An 18005-nucleotide genomic window follows, 5' to 3' on the forward strand; every position below is an offset into this window, starting at 1 on the left:
CTTATGCCGTTTCCTTGAATAGCTCGCGGCCGATCAGCATGCGGCGAATCTCCGACGTGCCCGCGCCAATCTCGAACAGCTTGGCATCGCGCCAAAGGCGTCCCGTCGGATGTTCGTTGATGTATCCGTTGCCGCCCAGCGCCTGAATCGCCTGGCCCGCCATCCACGTCGCCTTCTCGGCAGAATAGAGGATGGCCCCCGCACAATCCTTGCGCACATTTTCGCCGCCGCGATCACATGCCTGCGCGACCGCATACACATATGCGCGGCAGGCGTGATAGGCCACATACATATCAGCAAGCTTACCCTGCATCAGTTGAAACTCGCCTATGGGTTTGCCGAACTGCTTGCGCTCGTGCACGTACGGAATCACCACATCCAGACACGACGCCATAATGCCGAGCGGGCCGCCGCACAGCACCAGCCGCTCGTAATCCAGGCCCGACATCAGCACGCGAACGCCGCCGCCCACACGGCCGAGGACGTTTTCCTCGGGCACTTCGCAATCGTGGAATACCAACTCGCAGGTGCTCGACCCGCGCATGCCCAGCTTGTCCAGCTTCTGCGACGTCGAGAATCCCTTGAAGTTCTTCTCCACGATGAAAGCCGTGATGCCGCGCGATGCTCCCGACGGATCGGTCTTCGCATACACGATCAGCGTGTCTGCGTCCGGCCCGTTGGTGATCCACATCTTGGTGCCATTCAGAACGTAGTGGTCGCCGCGATGTTCGGCGCGCAGCCGCATGCTCACCACGTCCGAGCCGGCCTCGGTCTCGCTCATGGCCAGCGCGCCGATGTGCTCGCCGCTGATCAACTTGGGCAGGTATTTCCGCTTCTGTTCCTTGTTGCCATTCTTCGCAAGCTGATTCACGCAAAGATTGGAATGCGCTCCATAGGAAAGCCCGATCGAGGCCGACGCCCGCGAAATCTCCTCCATGGCCACAACGTGCTCGAGATAGCCAAGCTCCGCGCCGCCAAATTCTTCATCGACCGTGATGCCGAGAAGGCCAAGATCGCCCAGCTTGCGCCAGATCGCGCGCGGGAAGGTGCCGTCGCGGTCTACCTTATCCGCAATCGGCGCAAGTTCATCCTGGGCAAATTGGTGCACAGTCTCTCGCAGCAGCGCGATTGACTCGCCCAGGTCAAAATTCAGGCCTTTCACAATGCAACTCCCGGAGTGCAGGAACGGTTGGGAAGCCTCTTATGACGAAGAAACCGCACACACTGTTGGACGCAACTCAAAGCGGAACCGACCAGCCGTATTCCAACAGGAGAGTCTGATACACAGCGTTTTTCGCTTCGGCAAAGACGATACACCCCCCGCGCCAACTCCGTCCAGATGAGGCGTCTGGCGTGCAATCGCAGAAGGAAGCGGTTCAATCGACTTGCCCGCAGTTCCGTCACACCACTTGCACGGCATCCGTGGTACAGTATAGGTACTGGGATCTAATCCAGAAGTTCTTGCCTGTTCCGAGTAACCGCTCTATACACGCAATCACTTCGGCATTGCATTCGCGGTAACTCAATTTCAAAGGAAAATCATCATGGAACAAGGCACAGTCAAGTGGTTCAACGACGCGAAGGGTTTCGGCTTCATCAGCCGCGCTAACGGCGAGGACGTGTTCGTCCATCACAGCGCCATCAACTCCAACGGCTTCCGCAGCCTTCAGGAAGGCCAGCAGGTACAGTTCAACGTCACCAAGGGCCCCAAGGGCTGGCAGGCTGAGAACGTCACGGCGCTCTAAGGCTTGGCATCAAACCTCAAAAGGGACGGCGTCTGCCGTCCCTTTTTCGTGTTCCATTCCATCATCGGCCTAGGCTGCGGATCTCATCTTTTTCGCGGTCGCAATCTCCGCCGCGCTATGGATGCTGTCGGCATCGTCTTCCCGGACGCCGAGATATTGCAGCACGTCGTTGATTGAATCCTCAAACCGCGATCCGGTCTTGTGCGTTCTTCGAACGCCCTTGGAAACAAGTGAACAGACCTCAAACCGGTTAATCCCGTGCGCCAGCGCGCGATGTATCTGATCAGAACGCATGAAGACTCCTCGTGTCCTGGTGAATAGTGCGTGGACTGCGGAGCTCGTCAGGATCGGAATGGCAGAAAATGCCGAGCAGGCGAAGCGATTGACAGGCTCAAAGGACTTCTCCCGAACCTGCTTTGATTGTACCCGCGTGCGGTGTTCCGTCGTGAAATATTGTGTTTCACCGCTGCTTTGCAGTCCGTTCACGGGCTTGTCCACTCGGCTATAGCGGCTGGCCGAGCCGCTTCTCCAGTTGCGCCCGATACGTGCGGCTTACGCGCGTTCTCGCACCATTGCGCAGCACCGCGTCGAATTCTCCATGGGAGATTGGCTCGAGTTGCAGAATGCTCTCGATATTCACGATGGCCGATCGGTGCACGCGCACAAACCGTCGCGGATCTAGCCGGTCGGCCAGTTCATTCAGCGCCGCGCGATACAGCAGTTCCTTGCCGGCAACGTGAAGGTTCACATAGACGCCGGCGGCCTCGATCCAGTCAATGTCGACCACGCGCACAAACCTAGTCGTGCCGCCTGCCTTTACCACCAGGCGGTCCCACCGCTTGTCTGAGGACGACGGCGCCGTGGACACCATCTTCATCACGCGTTGGCCGAACTCGCGCAGGCTGCGCTCGTCCAGGCGCGTCTTCACACGTGCCATCATTCCTTCAAAGCGCTCGTCGCTGAAGGGCTTCAGAAGGTAATCAAGCGCGTTGGCTTCGAACGCCCGTAGTGCGTGCTGGTCATAAGCCGTGATGAAGACGGTCAGTGGCATCTCCGCGGGGCCGATGGCGTCAATCACGCCCAGCCCATCCAGTTCCGGCATTTGCACGTCGAGCAGAACGAGGTCTGGGCGAGCTTCTACGATCGACTCAACCGCAGCCTGGCCGTCGGCCGCTTCCGTAATTGAACCCACCTGCGGATCGCGGCGCAGCAAGTCGATCACCCGTTGGCGCGCCGGCGCTTCGTCATCCACCACCAGCACGCGCATATTCTCAATCCCGGTCATCCCTCTTCTCCCTGAAAACGCAAAGGCAGCACAATCTCTACGGTTGTGCCACCTTCCAGCCGCCGCCGGATCGAAAACGAGTGCCGCGCGGGATACATGCCGTCGATACGTTCGCGCGTAACTGCCAAGCCAAGCCCTGAGCTGCTTTCCAGCGTCCAGCCGGGCGCCAGGCCCACGCCGTCGTCCTCCACCTGAATCACGATGTTGTTGCCCACCGCGCGCGCTGTCACCATCACCGCCCCGCCTGAAACCCTGCGGGAAATCCCATGCCGGATCGCATTCTCCACCAGCGGCTGCAGAAACAGCGATGGCACCAGCGCATAGCGGACCTCGGCGGTCACGTCGATGTCGATGGTGAGCTGATCGCCGAAACGGATCTTCTGGATCTCGAGGTAGTGATCGAGGAACGCCAACTCCTCGGCGAGTGGGACCTCCTGCTTGTCTTTCGTCTCCAGCGACAACCGCAGCAGATCACCCAGATGTTCGATCATTGCGCGCGTCAGACGAGGATCGCGCTCCACGTGGGATGAGATCGTATTCAGCGCATTGAACAGGAAGTGCGGGTCGAGCTGCATGCGGAGGGCGTTCAACCGTGCCTGGCTGTAGCTCTTTTCCATGCGCTCCAGGCGCAGTTCGCTGCTGAGGTAACGCTCGTAGTAGCGGTAGGCTTGTAAGCCGCCCACAATCATCCAGTAGATGAGCACGCTCCAAATGAACCATCCCGGCGCCATCTTCAGCATGTGCCCCGGACTCAGCATCTCCCACTTGATATCGCCCACCACCGCGCGAAGAACAAAGAACACGTAGATGTAAAGCGACGTAAATACAACCGAAAGAGGAATGTGCGCCACGGCGCGCCGCCCGAACTGCCGCCCTGAAATGGGAAGCTTCTGATCGACCCAGAAGATGACCGGAGCCATCAAGCCCCAGGCCCACCACTGCGCCATGGTCTGCTTCCATCCCATCTCTGCCCAAACGGGCAGGATGAAGATGAAGCCGATTACAGACGCGCACAGCAAGGTCAGCACCGTGCGCCCCGGCCATGAGCGCACGATTGCGCGCGCGAAAGGAAGCCGCGGAGGCACCTCCACGGCTACGATTTTTCCGGCGTCAGCTATCGTCGCCATATGAAACTCCCTGAGCGCGTCTCTATCTCGAACCGGCGTGCGCAGCGGCGCCGATTACTCCATGATTCACCGTATTATCGCTTGTCCGGCTCAGAGGGCATGGCCCCTTCCAGGCCATGCTCCCGCTGCCGGTTGGGTCTGCGCGTCAGAAAGAGACCACCCCGACTTCCGTATCGCGCTCCCAAAACGGAGAACCGCTCGCTGAACCGGTTAGTTCAGCGCGTAGAGGTTCCCGTCCACGCTTGCCACATAGACCACGTTGTCCACTACCACCGGCGAGGCCAGAATCGGCCCCATCGTCAGCAGCTTGTTATACGCCGCAATCACGTCGTCATAGAAATCTGTAGTGAAAGGCGCAAAGTAGCTCTTGATGCCGGCCCCATTCTGCTTGTACGCCTCGGTCTCGAACGACCACGCCACGCGCCCGCTCGGCGCGTCAATGGCGGCCAGCTTCCCTTCGGTCGATCCCACATACATTGCGTTGCCGGCGATTGCCGGGGACGAGTACACCGGCCAGCCGCCGAAGCCAACGGCATAGTCAATGGCGCCGGTCTTCTCGTCGGCGGCATACAGCAGGCCGGTGTCGGATGTGCCGAAGAACACCTTGCCCTTGCTCACCGCCGGCGAATTCAGCACCCAGGATCCCTTTGTGCTGAAGGCCCACTTCTTCTCGCCGGTCTTTTCGTCCAACGCGTACATATGGGAGTCGCGGCAGCCGAAGAACACCATCCCGTCCGCCACCGCGGCCGATGACTGGATCCCCTGCTGATTGTGGACGTCCGGGTCCTCGCCGGTTTTGAACCGCCAGCGCTCCTTGCCGGTGGCCGCGTCCAGAGCGTAGAAGTTGCTGTCCCAGCTCCCGATGAACAGCACGCCGTTATTGACGGCGGGCGAGGCATGCACCACGTCGCCGGTCTGGAACTTCCACTTCAGCGCGCCAGTCGCTGCATCGAGCGCATACACGTTGTGGTCGCCTGAGCCGAAGTACACCGCGCCGTTCCAGATCACGGGGGAGGAGAGCCAGCAGTCCCAGGGGTCTGGCATGGTTTCACTCGCCGGCTGCATACCGTGCAAATGCCTGCCACTGAAACGCTGCTCCCCTCCTGTCTTGAATTGCCATTTCACTTTGCCGGCCGCCGCATCGACCGCGTAGAAGTTGCCATCGAACGCGTTCAGGTAGACAAGCCCGTCCGCTACCGCCGGCGACGAGGTCAGGCGCGCCTTCAGGTCCAGTTCCCACTTCTTCGCGCCCGAGGCCCGGTCGACCGCGAAGAGCTTGCCACCCGTGCTGGGGACGTAGATGGTGTCCCCGTCCACCGCCGGCGAGGCGATAAGCTGGCCGCCGGCATGAAACGTCCATTTCACCCCGCTCAACTGCAGAAACCCCGGCGCGTTGTAGACGCCGGTATGGGCTGCGTTGCCGCGGAAGGTCGCAGTGTCCGACGCGAACAACAGTGCCGCCCCAAGCAGAACCAGCACGAGAGCGCCAAAGCGCAGCGCCACCGCCGCCAGCCAGTCCCCAGAGAATGAGTATCGCCCGTCTTCTGACCTTTCGAGAGATGAATGATTGCTATCGTCGTTCATGCTCAACAGCCTACGGTGGTTGGGCTTAGCCGTCGACAAAAGCGTTGCCACCCGGACCGGCTCATTCCCGACCCGGTCTGCCCACCATCCGGACAAGGCACCGCGGCTTTATGTCCACAGTTCTAATTCCTGTGTGGGTCCGAAAAGGTCCTGGAGCGCCCCGGTTAATAGTGGACACGTAAATGCGGTTCGCGTACTCGTACATTGCATTCGGACCCGCGATGGAGCCAGGGCTTGGGTACTGATTATGTCTATCAGGTCCCTGCCAGACCGGCGAGCCATCTGTGAGTGAGTAAATGGTGTTGCCCCAGAGTTCGTAGACGATGTTGTTGGCCGAATCGATGGCAGCGTTGTCCGACAACAGCGGTGGAATAGAAGAGAGTGGAAATGAAGTGATGGCCTTCCCCGTCGAATCATAGATGGAAGTTTGGGTGATCTGCACACGGTCTCCGACCTGTCCGAAGTCAACCGCCAGCAGGTGGTCATTGTCGATCCAACCCACCGAGATTCCGGAGAAAGAGCCGGATAGGACCCCGTTCGCATATATATCCGTTGTGGGAGTGGGCCACCACCCGTCCCCACAGGGGTCAACTGAAACGTTCGGAGCAGCAATCCTGGTTCCATCCGGCGAAAGCGCGAGCGCAGTGGTACCATGGTCGGACCAAAGAACCGGAAAGCCGGAGATGTCTGTTTCCTCGCGAGAATATTCCCCAGCCGTCGCAAGCAGCAACGCAAGATCCTGACCGGAGGCTGCAAGTGAGAAATCAATCGAATAGGTGGAATAAGGAATCGTGTAAAGCGTAGTCAACGCGGGCAGCGAATAGATATTGAGCGATCGCTCGTGGGCGGACGTGCCTGCCAACGCTGCCATGATACTGCCGTCGGATGAAAGCGCGACCTTCTCACCCCCGTAATCGATGCTACCCTCAGGCTCGCCTGTCTGGTCAAAAGTAAGAATCTTCCCGATCGAGGTGGCAACTGCCATCCTGTTGGGCGAGCCAGCGACGCTTAACGCGGCGCCATAGCCGAAGTAACGCGGCTTGGTAGATGCGTTCGTGCCGTCAAGAACTACGCCATAATTTGTGCCCAGTATCCATTGGGAAGCGGAACTGGCGCCAAATGCTGAAATGGAACTGGCGCCCCCGCTGACTGTGGCCGGCAGAGGATAGGTGGTCTCCGTTGGCCTGGCACCTGACAGGTCAACCAATTGAATTTGATCCGCGCCATAGTGCGGGAAGATGATTATCACCGATCCGTCCGAAATAACCTTACCTTGCCAGGGTACGTCATAGGCGGCAGACGCTGAACCATTACTACTGCCGATGGGATAAATCAAGACCGCGTCGTTACCCAGCTCGTGATCCACAACCCAGAGCCAGTTGCCTTGGCCGGTCAAGGAATCCACTGAGTACAACCATGTGAGACCCTGCAGAACAGCGCCGTTGCTGTAAACCCGCACATCGTGGCCGTCAGTAGTGAGGAACCTGCCGCCATCAAGGAACCAGGAATGGAAGGTTCCAATGAAGGACGGGCTTACCGACGACGTCCCGTCGGGGACTGAAATCGTTTCGATGACAGAGTCGCCGGCAGGTCCGAGGGCCACTTCCACCTGACCGGGAGCAGCGAAGACGTTTGCTGTGGCATAGTTCCCGGAGCGACTGAACATGAGCGCGCCTGACGGCGACCAGACTGCGAGGCCAGACGATGAGCCGGTGCTGACATAGCTTCCGTCCGGAGCGACGCGGAACCATCCGGGAGATGGCAAGATTCCCAGCAAGCTGCCATCAACTGAGGAAAAGAGTTGTACGATCCTTTTGGTGCCCGAATAATTAGGGACAGCGACGAGCGGGCCAGCGAGTTGAATATCGGAATGAATAATATGCGGCGGCTGCCCATCCACCCAGCAACATGTGCCGTATCCCGATGCAATCATCGTTGTGGCGCTGTAATCCCACAAGATCCAGCGCTTCCCATCAGATGTGAGGAGACGATTTGCGGCAACTCGAATGAATTGGACTCCGTCATCGCGTCCGTGTCCCAGGTCGAGAATTGCGGTGGTGGGTGTACTGAAGACGACGATATCGATGAGGGCATAGGTTGAACCGCCATCGTTGGCAGCGGTAACCGTGTAGGTTGTCAGCCCGCTCGCAGCAGTCGGGGTTCCAGAGATCACGCCTGTAGAGGAGTCCATCACGATGCCGGTGGGAAGCGCAGGCAAGACGGAGAAGTTCGTTACTGTCCCGACGACGGCGGGAGAGTCGGGAGTAATAGCCATGCCGATGGTGGCATTGATCGAGGTGTGGGGATAGACGAGGTGCGAAGGCGGAGCAGATCCACTCACCTCGATGGAGATAGAGGCGGTAGTGGAACCGCCGGAGTTGCTGGCAGTGATTGTGTAAGTGGTCTTTGAGCTCGACACCGTGGGCGATCCGGAAATGACGCCGGTCGAAGTGTTGATCACTATGCCCGGCGGCAATGCGGGAGCAACCGCATATTTGGTTACGGTCCCCGTCACGCTGGGGGTCTCGGGAGCTATGGCGACTCCAACCGTGGCCAGGATTGAAGTCTGGAAGTAAACGAGGTTCGATGGAGGAACCAGCAGAACCTCAATGGAGATCGAAGCGGTAGTGGAACCGCTGGAATTGCTTGCTGTGACTGTGTAAGTCGCCTTAGGACTCTCGGCCGTAGGCGTTCCGAAGATGACACCGGTTTTGGAGTCGATGCCAATGCCGGCGGGAAGGGACGGCGAAACGGAATAACCAGTTACAGTTCCGATGACCGTAGGAACAACGCCTTGAATAGCGAAGCCTACGGTGGCCTTGACGGAGGTTTCGGCATAAACCAGGTTCGAAGGCGGCGCCAGGACGACTTCGATGGAGAGCGAAGCCGTGGTTGAGCCGGAGGAATTGCTCGCGGTGATCGTGTAGGTAGTCTTCGGGCTCGGCGCTATGGGCGTCCCGGAAATAACCCCGGTCGAGGCGCTGATCGCAATGCCGGCAGGTAACGCAGGCGAAACCGAATAGCTGCTTACTGTTCCCTTTACTGTCGGCGTATTGGGGGAGATGGCGGCGCCAACCGTGGCCTTGATCGAGGTTTCGGGATAAACCAGGTTCGAGGGAGGCGCCAGAACGACCTCGATGGAAATCGAGGCGCTGGTGGAACCGGAAGAATTGCTCGCGGTGATCGTGTAGGTGGTCTTCGAACTCGCTGCAGTGGGCGTCCCGGAAATAACCCCGGTCGAGGCGCTGATCGCAATGCCGGCGGGCAATGAAGGCGAAACCGAGTAGTTGGTCACGGTCCCCGTGACGGTGGGCGTGTTGGGGGAGATGGCGGCGCCAACCGTGGCCTTGATCGAGGTTTCGGGATAAACCAGGTTCGAAGGCGGCGCCAGGACGACTTCGATCGAAATCGAAGCACTGGTGGAACCAGTGGAATTGCTCGCGGTGATCGTGTAGGTGGTCTTCGTGCTCGCTGCCGTGGGTGTCCCGGAAATAACACCCGTCGAGGCGCTGATCGCAATGCCTGGGGGCAAAGAAGGGGAAACCGAGTAGCTGGTCACTGTCCCTGCGACGGTGGGCGTGTCAGGCGCAAGGGCGACGCCAACCGTGGCCTTGATCGAGGTTTCGGGATAAACGAGGTTCGAAGGAGGCGCCAGAACGACTTCGATGGAAATCGAGGCGCTGGTGGAGCCGGAGGAATTGCTCGCGGTGATCGTGTAGGTGGTCTTCGAGTTCGCTCCAGTGGGCGTCCCGGAAATAACACCCGTCGAGGCGCTGATCGCAATGCCTGGGGGCAAAGAAGGGGAAACCGAGTAGCTGGTCACTGTCCCTGCGACGGTGGGCGCGTTGGGGGCAATGTCGACGCCGACCGTGGCCTTGATCGAGGTCTGAGGATAGACTAGGTTCGATGGCGGAGTCGATGAAGGACTCCCATCACCTCCGCCGCATCCACTGAGAATCAAAAGGGTAAGGATGGCAAATCCGAGTGTATGCCCTACCTTGTCGAAAACGTATGTTGTGTGGCCGGTCGAGAATTGGATCGAGCCTCTCGAGTACATCCTCCCCCCCCCCAAAGCAGCTTAGTGACGGATTAGTTCAAATCGCATCTAGCTAAGCGCAACGCTTCAAGGCATCGACGGGGAATGTCGCTGCGTAGGTTCTTGGAGACCAGTTTCAGGAACCGTTCACTTTACCACAGAATCGGTTTATTGGCCCTTGTGCAGCGCCACCATGGCCCCAGATCCCGGTTCTCTTGGTTCTGTCTCGATCCGCTGTTAGGATAAAAGAGCATATTTCCGGACGCACTCGGACCATTCCCGGACCGGACACATCTGAAAAGCACCGAAAGAGGTACACGTGGCCAACACCACCAAGATCGAAGACAAAGTAGAACGCAAAAAGGTAAAGCGCGCCGCTCGCAAGAAGGCCGCCCCCAAGGCCAAGCGCACCACGCCGCGCGGCTCGAACAAGAAGAAGGTCAAGAAATTGGCCCGCGGCCAGTCGAAGCGGTAAACGACAGCCAACAACTTTCAGCCCTCAGCCGTTAGCTTTCTCGCCTGGGATTCACTCTCCGGGCACGCAGAAACTGACGGCTGAGGGCTAATCGCTGATAGGCTGCTGTTCGCCCCTTTATCATCAGCCCCTCCTTCCGCTATCTTTAGGCAGGTCCCCTGCGACGCAAGGTACATGGTTTAGATAGAAGAGGAGAGCTGCCCTGCCCAGCCAACTCGTAGCGCGCAAATCCATCGACAAGCTCATCCGCGAGTCGGAAGAGCCCGGCCAGGCGCTGAAGAAGACTCTCGGGCCCTGGTCGCTTACTGCTCTGGGCATAGGCGCCGTCATCGGCTCCGGCATCTTCACCGTGATCGGCACGGCCATGGCCGGTCAGCACTTCGACGAGCCCTCGATTGCCAACACGCCGCTGATCCACTGGCTGGTTTACCACTCAGGCCTGCCTGGCCGTCCCGGTGCCGGACCTGCCCTTGCCATCTCGCTGGTGTTCGTCGCGATTGTCTGCGCGTTCACGGGGCTCTGCTATGCCGAGCTCTCGTCGATGATTCCGATCGCCGGGTCGTCATACACCTACACCTACGTGACGATGGGTGAGCTGGTCGCCTGGATCATCGGGTGGGACCTGATCCTCGAGTACGCCTTTTCGAACATGAGCGTCTCGGTTGGGTTTGCTGCGCATGTGCTCGACCTGCTCGATTGGTTCGGCGTCCATCCATCGCTCCGATGGATCTCGCCCGCTTACCTGCCCACCGGCCTGCAGGATATGGCCGGCAACAATCTCTACGATCCTGGCTGGCATTTCGGCTTCAACGTTCCGGCGTTTCTGATCGTGATGATCCTTACAGTCATCCTGGTCCGCGGCATCCGCGAGTCGGCGCGCACCAACAACATCCTGGTGCTGGTCAAGATGATCGCCATTCTCGCGTTCATCTTTGCCGCTGCCACGTTCGTTAAGCCGCACAACTGGCATCCCTTCATGCCAAACGGCTGGAGCGGCGTGCTCACGGGCGGCTCCATCATCTTCTTCACGTATATCGGCTTCGACTCGGTCTCCACCGCGGCTGAAGAGTGCAAAAACGCCCAGCGCGACATGCCCATTGGGATTCTCGCCACGCTGGCCGCCTGCACGGTTTTGTATGGCGGAGTCGCCATCGTCCTATCCGGAATCATTCCGTGGCAGTCGGTGATGGGAGACGCCGCGCCGGTCGTCAACTCGCTCAAGAGGCTCACCATCTCTACCGGATCGCCGCTGCTGCATTGGGTAAGGCTGGTTGTGCTGATCGGCGCCATGCTGGGCATGATCTCGTCGATCCTCGTGTTCCAGCTCGGCCAGGCTCGCGTGTGGTTCGCCATGTCACGCGACCGGCTGCTGCCTCGTGTCTTCGGCGTGCTTCATCCGCAGTTCCGGACGCCGGCGTTTGCTACCTGGGTCGCCGGATTCGTCGTCGGCATTCCCGCCGGCCTGCTCGACATCGGCACAGTGTCGAATCTGTCTAACATCGGTACGCTGTTCGCGTTTGTGCTGGTCTCGATCGGTGTGCTGGTGTTGCGCCATCGGGAGCCTAACCGCCAGCGCGGGTTCCGCGCGCCTTTTGGGCCGCTGTTCCCGGTGCTCAGCATTGTCTTCTGTATCCTGCTGATGATGGGTCTGGAAGTCCTGACCTGGATGACCTTCTTCATCTGGCTCGCGGTTGGCCTGGTGATCTACTTCCTTTACAGCCGCCACCGCAGCGAGTTTGCACGGGCACGATAATGGAGCCGATGGACGGGAATGCCAAAGTGACCCCGAAGCGCCGGCAGGTGCGCTTGGTTCTGCTGGTGCTGGCGGCCATTGTTCTTATCGCCGTATTTTGGTTTGCGCCCTCGTCGAAGATGGATACCGCTCAGCGGATCGCTCGCGAGGTACACGACTTTCAATACACTCACAACCGTTTGCCTGACTCGCTCACCGAGATCCGGGAAAAGGAAGGCGCTGTCCACTACCAGAAACTCGACGAGCGATCTTTCAAGGTCTGGTACCAAGCGAACTCTGACGAGAAGGAAGTCTACGATTCGCTGTCCAATACGTGGTTCCGGCAGCCGTAATGCAATGAGCCGGACCCGGTTCTCCCGCTCGATACGCTGGCTCCCGCCTGCACTGGTTGTTCTCCTTGCTTGCGCTATCTGGTTTTTCCGGCCAGATCCACGCAAGAAGATCGGCACTCGTGTGGTGAAGGAAGTAGAAACGTTTCAGCGGGTTCATGGCCGTTTGCCTGATTCGCTTTCGGAGATCGGCGAAAGGGACGGCGAGTCCGGACCGGTCTACTACCAAAAGCAGAAGGACGGCTCCTTCGTTGTCTGGTACGGTCTGCGCCTCGGCGAATCGGAGGTCTACGACTCGAAGACCGGCCGCTGGGATGAGCGCGATTGATTCACCCGGCATAGACTGGCTTTTGTGGAAACAATGGATCCCCTGGACCGGCAAATCGCGGCTGCGCGCAAACTGGCACGCGAACGAAAGCTTGACGAGGCGTTCGTGAAGGCGGACCGGATTATCGAGCAGTTTCCCAGCGCGCTTGAGGCGCTACGACTGCGAGCTTTCGTCTGCGAACTTCGCAACGAATGGGAGCTCGCGGAAGCCGATACCTCGCGGGCCATTCATCTCCAACCGGACGAGATTGTCCTCTACTTCAATCGTGCACGGTTCCTCTTCGCTCAGGGCATGTACCGACCTGCGCTGGAGGATATCAACACGGCGTTTGAGATTTCGGTCGCTGAAAACGAGTCGTACTATGTCACCGCACTGTATGGCTGGCGCGCGGAGATTCTTCTGAAGTTAGGCAGACGGGCAGAAGCACGCGAAGATATCGAGAAACTCGACGACGATTACCGCAACTGGACTGACCAACTCAGAACTAAACAGGACTTGCTGAGAGATGCCGGATCATAGCGGAGAACCTCAACTCAAAACGGGTGTGACCGCCAGCACAGCTCACGCGCGTCGATTGCTGCACAATCACAACTGCGCGTGGGCGGATTTGAATTCCAGCCTCCGCTCAAAATCTCGGATCTATTAACCAGAAAAATAACAGATAAATTCTCTTTTCCGGGCCTCTGCGGTCCGGTTTAAAACATAACCTATTCATTCTATGACACTTTATAAGACATCTCCAAAGTAACCACTTTCGCCCGTAACCCAAAGAAAATACGAAAACATGGCGAAAATCTCCACACTTTGGCTAGACGTCAGGTTATCTACTTGATAACTATCTCACTCGGGCGGCCGTTCGAGGAAGCCACGGCCGGCCAGGATCAGGGGGATGCATTTTTCGGCGCGGGAGACGCGGGTCTTTTCCTGCTTGGCGCCGGTGATGTGGAAGAAGTAGGACTTGCGGCGGCCGGGGGTGAGAGCTTCGAAGGCGGCTTTCAGCGTCGGGTTCTTGTCGAGGAGGGTCTGGAGTTCTTCCGGTACCGCGTACTCGGCGGGCTTCTTGAGCTTGACCTTCTCACCTGACTCCTCGGCTTGCATCGCCTCGTAGAGGTAATCGCGCAGGGTGGTCTGGAGGGCTGTGATCTCCTTGACCGAGGTGAACTTGATCCAGCGGCCGGCCTGGGAGTGCTCACCGATCTTCTGAAGGATGCCCTTCGGGTCCTTGAGCAGAGCGCCTTTAAAGAACGAGAGCGCGCACGACTCCTTGAGCGGAATGATGATGGCGACGTTCTTGTTCTGGTAGGTGAAGCAGGGCTTGCTCCACTTCAGCTCTTCGGTGAGGTCGCAGTCGAGAGCGATCTTGCGGAGCTTGTCGGTTTCCTTCTGCCACTTTTTCGCGAAAGGGACTTGCATGGGGTGGGTCCTGGAGTTCGGGGATGGGACCATCTTACGGTGTTGAGAATGGAATGTGCAGGGTCCGCACGGGACCCTAGCGGAGCATTCAGGGGGTAGCGCGGCGGAAGTAGCGCTGGGCGCGGGCGATGTCCTTCATGATTTGCACCTTCAGTGCCTCCGTCGAATCGAACTTCTCCTCATCCCGCAGACGCACCAGGAACTCAAGTTCGAGGGGCGTTGTTTCGTCCATCTCCACCGGCTCGAAGTTGAGGATGTGCGTCTCGATGGAGAAGCCGGCGCCTTCAAACGTGGGCCGCATGCCCAGGCTGGTGACGGCCTGGAAGCAGCGGGCGGGTCGCCTATTCTGGCCGATCCGGAGCTGGGTGACGTAGATGCCGTAGGCGGGGACGAGGCCTTCGTATGCGGCGAAGTTGATGGTGGGGACCAGAAGCTGGCTGCCGACGCCGCGGTCGCGCTTCTGGGTGCTGACGATGGAGAAGGGGCGGCCGAGCATCCAGCGCGCGCGGCGCATGTCGCCGGCGGAGACCATCTCGCGGATGGCGGAGCTGGAGACCTCGAGGCCGTGGGTATGCACCGCGGGGTGGACGGTGAGACGGAAGCCCAACTCGCGGCCGAAATCGGCCAGTTCAAGCACGCCAGCTTCGGCCTTGTTCCCGAAGCGGAAGTTGCCGCCCTCATGCAGGCCGGCGATGCCGAGGGCGTCGCCCAGAACCCACTCGACGAACTGGCGGGCGGTGAGGCGGGCCAGAGCTTCATCGAACAGCAGGATCACGACGGCATCGATGCCAGTTTCAGAGAGCAGTCGGATACGGTGATCCATTGGAGTGAGCAGCCCGGGCGCGTGATCGGGACGCAAGAACTGCTCGGGGTGGGGATCGAAGGTGATGGCGACGGCCTTCATCTCGCGCTGCCGCGCTTCGGCGACGACGGCGGAGAGGATCTCGCGGTGGCCTAGGTGGACGCCGTCGAAGTTACCGATGGCGGCGACGGCGGGGCCGAAGTCTGGCGGGAGCGACCGGAGGCCGCGGTAGACGGGGATCATGCGGCCTCTCCTGCTCTGCGGAGCGTAACGGGTAGCTCAAGGCCGTCCCAGGCCATGCGGACGCTTTCAGGAAGCATGCTGTTCGTTTCGTCGTGGCCCAGTTCGTGGGCGATGTGGGTAAGGAAGGTCTGGCGCGCGCCGATGCGTTCAGCCCAGCCAACAGCCTGCGCGACGGTGGCGTGGCTGGGGTGCGGCTTATGGCGTAGCGCCGGGAGCACGAGGGTCTCGACGCCTTCGAGGAGCTCGAAGCTGGACTCGGGTATTTCGCTAACATCTGTCAGGTAGGCGGCATTGCCGAAGCGGAAGCCGGCGACTTCCATATCGCCGTGGAGGACGGGTATGCGGAGGAACTCGACGCCGTGGATGGTGGTGCGGTCGGCGAGGGGGCGGATCTCAACGCGGGCGCGGGTGGCGTAAGTGGCGTTGGGCGAGAAGGTGTAGTCGTAGACGCGCTCGAGGATCTCGGCGGTGTGGGGCGAGGCGTAGAGGGGGATAAGGCCGCCGGCGCGATGGGCGATGAAGCTCAGCGGCCGGAGGTCATCGAGGCCGAGGATGTGATCGACGTGGCCGTGGGTGTAGAAGACGGCGTCGACGTGGGCGAGGCCAGTGCGCAGGGCCTGTTCGCGGAAGTCGGGGCCGGTATCGATGACCACGGCACGGTGGCGCGGGGCGACGCCAGACTCAGGCTGGATTTCGTTCCAGCGGATCATGACGGAGGGGCGGAGGCGACGGTCGCGGGGATTCGACGAGGTGCAGACGGAACAGGGACAGCCGATCGTCGGGACGCCCATGGAGGTGCCGGTGCCGAGAAAGGTGAGGGTTCCGTTCATCGAGTCCGCTTATTGGCCGGCAGCCGATAGCCGGCAGTCGTTAGCTCACTGAGGCTGAGTTGATTTCGGCCTAAACAGCAGATTCCTTTCGGGAATGACAGGCCAGAGAAGCAAGCGCAAATGCCGATCCTTCGACTTCGCTTTCACCGACTGGTGCTCGGGGATCGCTACGCTCAGGGTGACAAATCTTGAGATGCATCAGCGCTTGGGCGGAGGGGGTGGGGGGGTGCCCACGCCGGGCATGGAGATCATGCTGGTGAGCTCAAGGAAGGCCATGCGGGCTTCAAAGAGGACGGTGTCGAGCATACGAGCTTCAGAATCAGACAGATTGCCCTTCGTCTTCTCCTGGAGAATGCCAAGGAGGTCGATGGTCTGCTTGGCGCCGAGGATGTCGACGCGGGGGCGCTGCCCCTCCTGAGTGCCTGCACCCATCTGGATCATGGAGGACAGGTAGAGCTGCTGGATCAGGTGCTCGAGGGTGACGGGGGGCTGGGGGCCTGCGCCGGGGTTCTGGGCGCGGACAATGTCTTCGAGGCGCTGGGAGGCGCCGTCATAGGCGGTCTTCTGCTCCTGGCTCTCCTCGGGGGAGGGGGGTGGGGGCATCTGCGGACCGGCTCCGGCGAACTCATCGTCATCGGGGGCGGCGGCCGGAGAGGTCTGCTCTGCCGGCTCGGAGGTGACGAGGCGGGGGCCTGCGGTCTTTTCGGAAGCAGGGGGAGCCTTGGGGGCATCTGCTGGGGGGGTGGGGGGTTCAGGCTGGGCGGATTGGGACGCGGATTCGCGCTCTTCTTCGTCGGCCTTGTACTTGCGGCGATCGATCACTTCGAATTTGGGGGTGTCGGTCATGTCTTTCGTCACCAGAACCTTAGAGAGCTGGAGGTGCGGTTAAAAGGCGCGCAGTGCCGGCGGCGTCTGGGGCGGCGTAGTTCAGCGGCTTGTTGGCGGCTTCAGCCTCGGCGCGGATCATAGCGAGGGCGAAGCGGCGAGGCTTGCTGGGCAGCGGCAGCTCGGCGGCGGAGGTGATGTGGCCGACCGGGGCGCCGTCGAGGGTAAGTTCCGCGCCGGAGGGGGGTGGGGGACCATCGAGCTCCAGTTGGCGCAGGTGGCGGCGGACATTGCCGCGGCTGCGGATGCGCTCGACGATCTCCTGGCCGAGGTAGCAGCCCTTGCTGAAATGCAAGGCGCGATCGACCTGCGAGGTCTCCTGGGGCAAGTCCTTCTCGGCGATATCGATGCCGTAGGCGGGAATGCCCTCGGCGATGCGGAACTTCTCGAGGGATGCCGAGCCGACGGGGATTGCGCCGCCGGTGATGAGGAACTTCCAGAGCTTGCCGACGGTGGGGGTGGTGGTCCAGAGGAGGTAGTGGTGCGATAGGGTGCCGTAGCCGCGGCGGATCCGGAGGCTGAGCCCGTTGAAGTCGGCGCGGGTGTGGGTGCGGGGCTCGGGGAGCGAGGGCAGGCCGAGGCGGGCGAGGACTTCTCCGGCGCGGGGTCCGGTAAGGCCGAGGGCGGTTTCGCGTTCGCGGGGAATGAGCTCGACATCATCCATGATGATGAAATGCTCGAAGTGTGCGAGGAGCGCGTCGGTCTGATCGGCGGCGATTTCGAGCTCGAGCTTGTCATCTCCGGCGGCGTCGAGATTGCGCCAGACGGTGAGGTCGCCCTGGATCCGACCCTGGGCGTTGAGCACCAGGCTGTAGTTGCCGTGGGAGGGGCCGAGGTCGCTGACGGTATTGGTGACCATGCCGCTGAGCCAGCGGAAGCGGTCTTCGCCGCGGACTTCGACGCGGCGGAGCCAGCCGAGGTCGTGGAGGGCGGCGCCGTAGGCGAGAGCCCCTGTTTCTGTATCCGGCGCGTCCAATTGAACAGGCGTGACGGTACCGCGGTGGGCAGCAGTCTGCGGATGTGAGTCTGCGGACTCGAGCCAGGCTGTGAGGGGGGTGGCCGTCGGGGTGGCGGCGAGGGCGATGTCGGTCATGACGAAATTCCCGGTGCAGGCCGCGCGGATAAGACTTGCGTTATTTCCGCCCCGGCGCATCCTAATTATAGCCTTCA

General features: G+C 60.4%; 17 protein-coding genes. 6 read left to right on the forward strand and 11 right to left on the reverse strand.

What is annotated here, in order from left to right:
* Nucleotide 1 precedes the first annotated feature (1 nt).
* Nucleotides 2–1162: an isovaleryl-CoA dehydrogenase gene (locus tag MOP44_RS03010; RefSeq protein ID WP_260794420.1), complete on the reverse strand. Its 1161-nt coding sequence runs from the start codon at nucleotides 1160–1162 to the stop codon at nucleotides 2–4.
* Nucleotides 1163–1544: 382 nt separating this feature from the next.
* On the opposite strand from MOP44_RS03010, the gene MOP44_RS03015 reads away from it, so the two are divergent.
* On the forward strand, nucleotides 1545–1745 hold the full coding sequence (locus MOP44_RS03015; protein WP_260794421.1) for a cold-shock protein: 201 nt from the start codon (nucleotides 1545–1547) through the stop codon (nucleotides 1743–1745).
* A gap of 69 nt (nucleotides 1746–1814) precedes the next feature.
* Here the strand turns inward: MOP44_RS03015 and MOP44_RS03020 are convergent, their stop codons facing one another.
* The 5 genes from MOP44_RS03020 to MOP44_RS03040 form a co-directional block, all read right to left on the reverse strand.
* Entirely contained in the window at nucleotides 1815–2039 is a 225-nt protein-coding gene (locus MOP44_RS03020; protein ID WP_260794422.1) for a DNA-directed RNA polymerase subunit omega, read from the reverse strand.
* Between the two features lie 208 nt (nucleotides 2040–2247).
* Nucleotides 2248–3030, reverse strand: a complete 783-nt coding sequence (locus MOP44_RS03025) for a LytR/AlgR family response regulator transcription factor (RefSeq protein ID WP_260794423.1) — start codon at nucleotides 3028–3030, stop codon at nucleotides 2248–2250.
* A complete protein-coding gene (locus MOP44_RS03030) occupies nucleotides 3027–4157 on the reverse strand; it encodes a sensor histidine kinase (RefSeq protein ID WP_260794424.1) in 1131 nt (376 codons plus the stop codon). The genes MOP44_RS03025 and MOP44_RS03030 overlap by 4 nt, the downstream gene beginning before the upstream one ends.
* A gap of 210 nt (nucleotides 4158–4367) precedes the next feature.
* A complete protein-coding gene (locus MOP44_RS03035) occupies nucleotides 4368–5741 on the reverse strand; it encodes an outer membrane protein assembly factor BamB family protein (RefSeq protein ID WP_260794425.1) in 1374 nt (457 codons plus the stop codon).
* A 61-nt stretch (nucleotides 5742–5802) separates the two neighbouring features.
* Nucleotides 5803–9798, reverse strand: a complete 3996-nt coding sequence (locus tag MOP44_RS03040; RefSeq protein ID WP_260794426.1) for a putative Ig domain-containing protein — start codon at nucleotides 9796–9798, stop codon at nucleotides 5803–5805.
* 298 nt (nucleotides 9799–10096) lie between these two features.
* Here MOP44_RS03040 and MOP44_RS03045 point away from each other — a divergent pair, with 298 nt between their 5' ends.
* The 5 genes from MOP44_RS03045 (at nucleotide 10097) to MOP44_RS03065 (ending at nucleotide 13181) form a co-directional block, all read left to right on the forward strand.
* The gene (locus tag MOP44_RS03045) at nucleotides 10097–10252 is read left to right on the forward strand and encodes a hypothetical protein (RefSeq protein ID WP_260794427.1); all 156 of its coding nucleotides are present in this window, start codon (nucleotides 10097–10099) and stop codon (nucleotides 10250–10252) included.
* 244 nt (nucleotides 10253–10496) lie between these two features.
* Nucleotides 10497–12005 (forward strand): amino acid permease, encoded by a 1509-nt coding sequence (locus tag MOP44_RS03050; RefSeq protein WP_260796727.1) that lies wholly within the window; start codon nucleotides 10497–10499, stop codon nucleotides 12003–12005.
* Nucleotides 12006–12013: 8 nt separating this feature from the next.
* Entirely contained in the window at nucleotides 12014–12337 is a 324-nt protein-coding gene (locus MOP44_RS03055; protein ID WP_260794428.1) for a hypothetical protein, read from the forward strand.
* A 124-nt stretch (nucleotides 12338–12461) separates the two neighbouring features.
* The gene (locus MOP44_RS03060; RefSeq protein ID WP_260794429.1) at nucleotides 12462–12662 is read left to right on the forward strand and encodes a hypothetical protein; all 201 of its coding nucleotides are present in this window, start codon (nucleotides 12462–12464) and stop codon (nucleotides 12660–12662) included.
* Between the two features lie 24 nt (nucleotides 12663–12686).
* Complete coding sequence (locus MOP44_RS03065; protein ID WP_260794430.1) at nucleotides 12687–13181, forward strand: hypothetical protein; 495 nt, start codon at nucleotides 12687–12689, stop codon at nucleotides 13179–13181.
* Between the two features lie 321 nt (nucleotides 13182–13502).
* Here the strand turns inward: MOP44_RS03065 and MOP44_RS03070 are convergent, their stop codons facing one another.
* The 5 genes from MOP44_RS03070 to ygfZ form a co-directional block, all read right to left on the reverse strand.
* Nucleotides 13503–14075, reverse strand: coding sequence for a YdeI/OmpD-associated family protein (locus MOP44_RS03070; protein ID WP_260794431.1), 573 nt, complete (start codon nucleotides 14073–14075; stop codon nucleotides 13503–13505).
* 88 nt (nucleotides 14076–14163) lie between these two features.
* Nucleotides 14164–15120, reverse strand: a complete 957-nt coding sequence (locus MOP44_RS03075; protein WP_260794432.1) for a bifunctional riboflavin kinase/FAD synthetase — start codon at nucleotides 15118–15120, stop codon at nucleotides 14164–14166.
* Nucleotides 15117–15950, reverse strand: coding sequence for an MBL fold metallo-hydrolase (locus tag MOP44_RS03080; RefSeq protein WP_260794433.1), 834 nt, complete (start codon nucleotides 15948–15950; stop codon nucleotides 15117–15119). Before MOP44_RS03080 ends, MOP44_RS03075 begins: the two co-directional genes overlap by 4 nt.
* Nucleotides 15951–16148: 198 nt before the next feature.
* Nucleotides 16149–16796: a DUF1844 domain-containing protein gene (locus tag MOP44_RS03085; RefSeq protein WP_260794434.1), complete on the reverse strand. Its 648-nt coding sequence runs from the start codon at nucleotides 16794–16796 to the stop codon at nucleotides 16149–16151.
* A 19-nt stretch (nucleotides 16797–16815) separates the two neighbouring features.
* The gene (ygfZ, locus tag MOP44_RS03090) at nucleotides 16816–17928 is read right to left on the reverse strand and encodes a CAF17-like 4Fe-4S cluster assembly/insertion protein YgfZ (protein WP_260794435.1); all 1113 of its coding nucleotides are present in this window, start codon (nucleotides 17926–17928) and stop codon (nucleotides 16816–16818) included.
* Nucleotides 17929–18005: the final 77 nt, after the last annotated feature.

It is taken from the genome of Occallatibacter riparius (genome assembly GCF_025264625.1).
Taxonomy (GTDB): Bacteria; Acidobacteriota; Terriglobia; order Terriglobales; family Acidobacteriaceae; genus Telmatobacter; species Telmatobacter riparius.

Excerpts from the sequence above, each read along its gene's own strand:
- MOP44_RS03070 (WP_260794431.1), bottom strand. The coding sequence starts at position 14,075 with ATGCAAGTCCCTTTCGCGAAAAAGTGGCAGAAGGAAACCGACAAGCTC.
- MOP44_RS03085 (WP_260794434.1), bottom strand. The coding sequence starts at position 16,796 with ATGACCGACACCCCCAAATTCGAAGTGATCGATCGCCGCAAGTACAAG.
- MOP44_RS03025 (WP_260794423.1), bottom strand. The coding sequence starts at position 3,030 with ATGACCGGGATTGAGAATATGCGCGTGCTGGTGGTGGATGACGAAGCG.
- MOP44_RS03020 (WP_260794422.1), bottom strand. The coding sequence starts at position 2,039 with ATGCGTTCTGATCAGATACATCGCGCGCTGGCGCACGGGATTAACCGG.
- ygfZ (WP_260794435.1), bottom strand. The coding sequence starts at position 17,928 with ATGACCGACATCGCCCTCGCCGCCACCCCGACGGCCACCCCCCTCACA.
- MOP44_RS03075 (WP_260794432.1), bottom strand. The coding sequence starts at position 15,120 with ATGATCCCCGTCTACCGCGGCCTCCGGTCGCTCCCGCCAGACTTCGGC.
- MOP44_RS03015 (WP_260794421.1), top strand. The coding sequence starts at position 1,545 with ATGGAACAAGGCACAGTCAAGTGGTTCAACGACGCGAAGGGTTTCGGC.
- MOP44_RS03040 (WP_260794426.1), bottom strand. The coding sequence starts at position 9,798 with ATGTACTCGAGAGGCTCGATCCAATTCTCGACCGGCCACACAACATAC.
- MOP44_RS03080 (WP_260794433.1), bottom strand. The coding sequence starts at position 15,950 with ATGAACGGAACCCTCACCTTTCTCGGCACCGGCACCTCCATGGGCGTC.
- MOP44_RS03035 (WP_260794425.1), bottom strand. The coding sequence starts at position 5,741 with ATGAACGACGATAGCAATCATTCATCTCTCGAAAGGTCAGAAGACGGG.
- MOP44_RS03030 (WP_260794424.1), bottom strand. The coding sequence starts at position 4,157 with ATGGCGACGATAGCTGACGCCGGAAAAATCGTAGCCGTGGAGGTGCCT.
- MOP44_RS03055 (WP_260794428.1), top strand. The coding sequence starts at position 12,014 with ATGGACGGGAATGCCAAAGTGACCCCGAAGCGCCGGCAGGTGCGCTTG.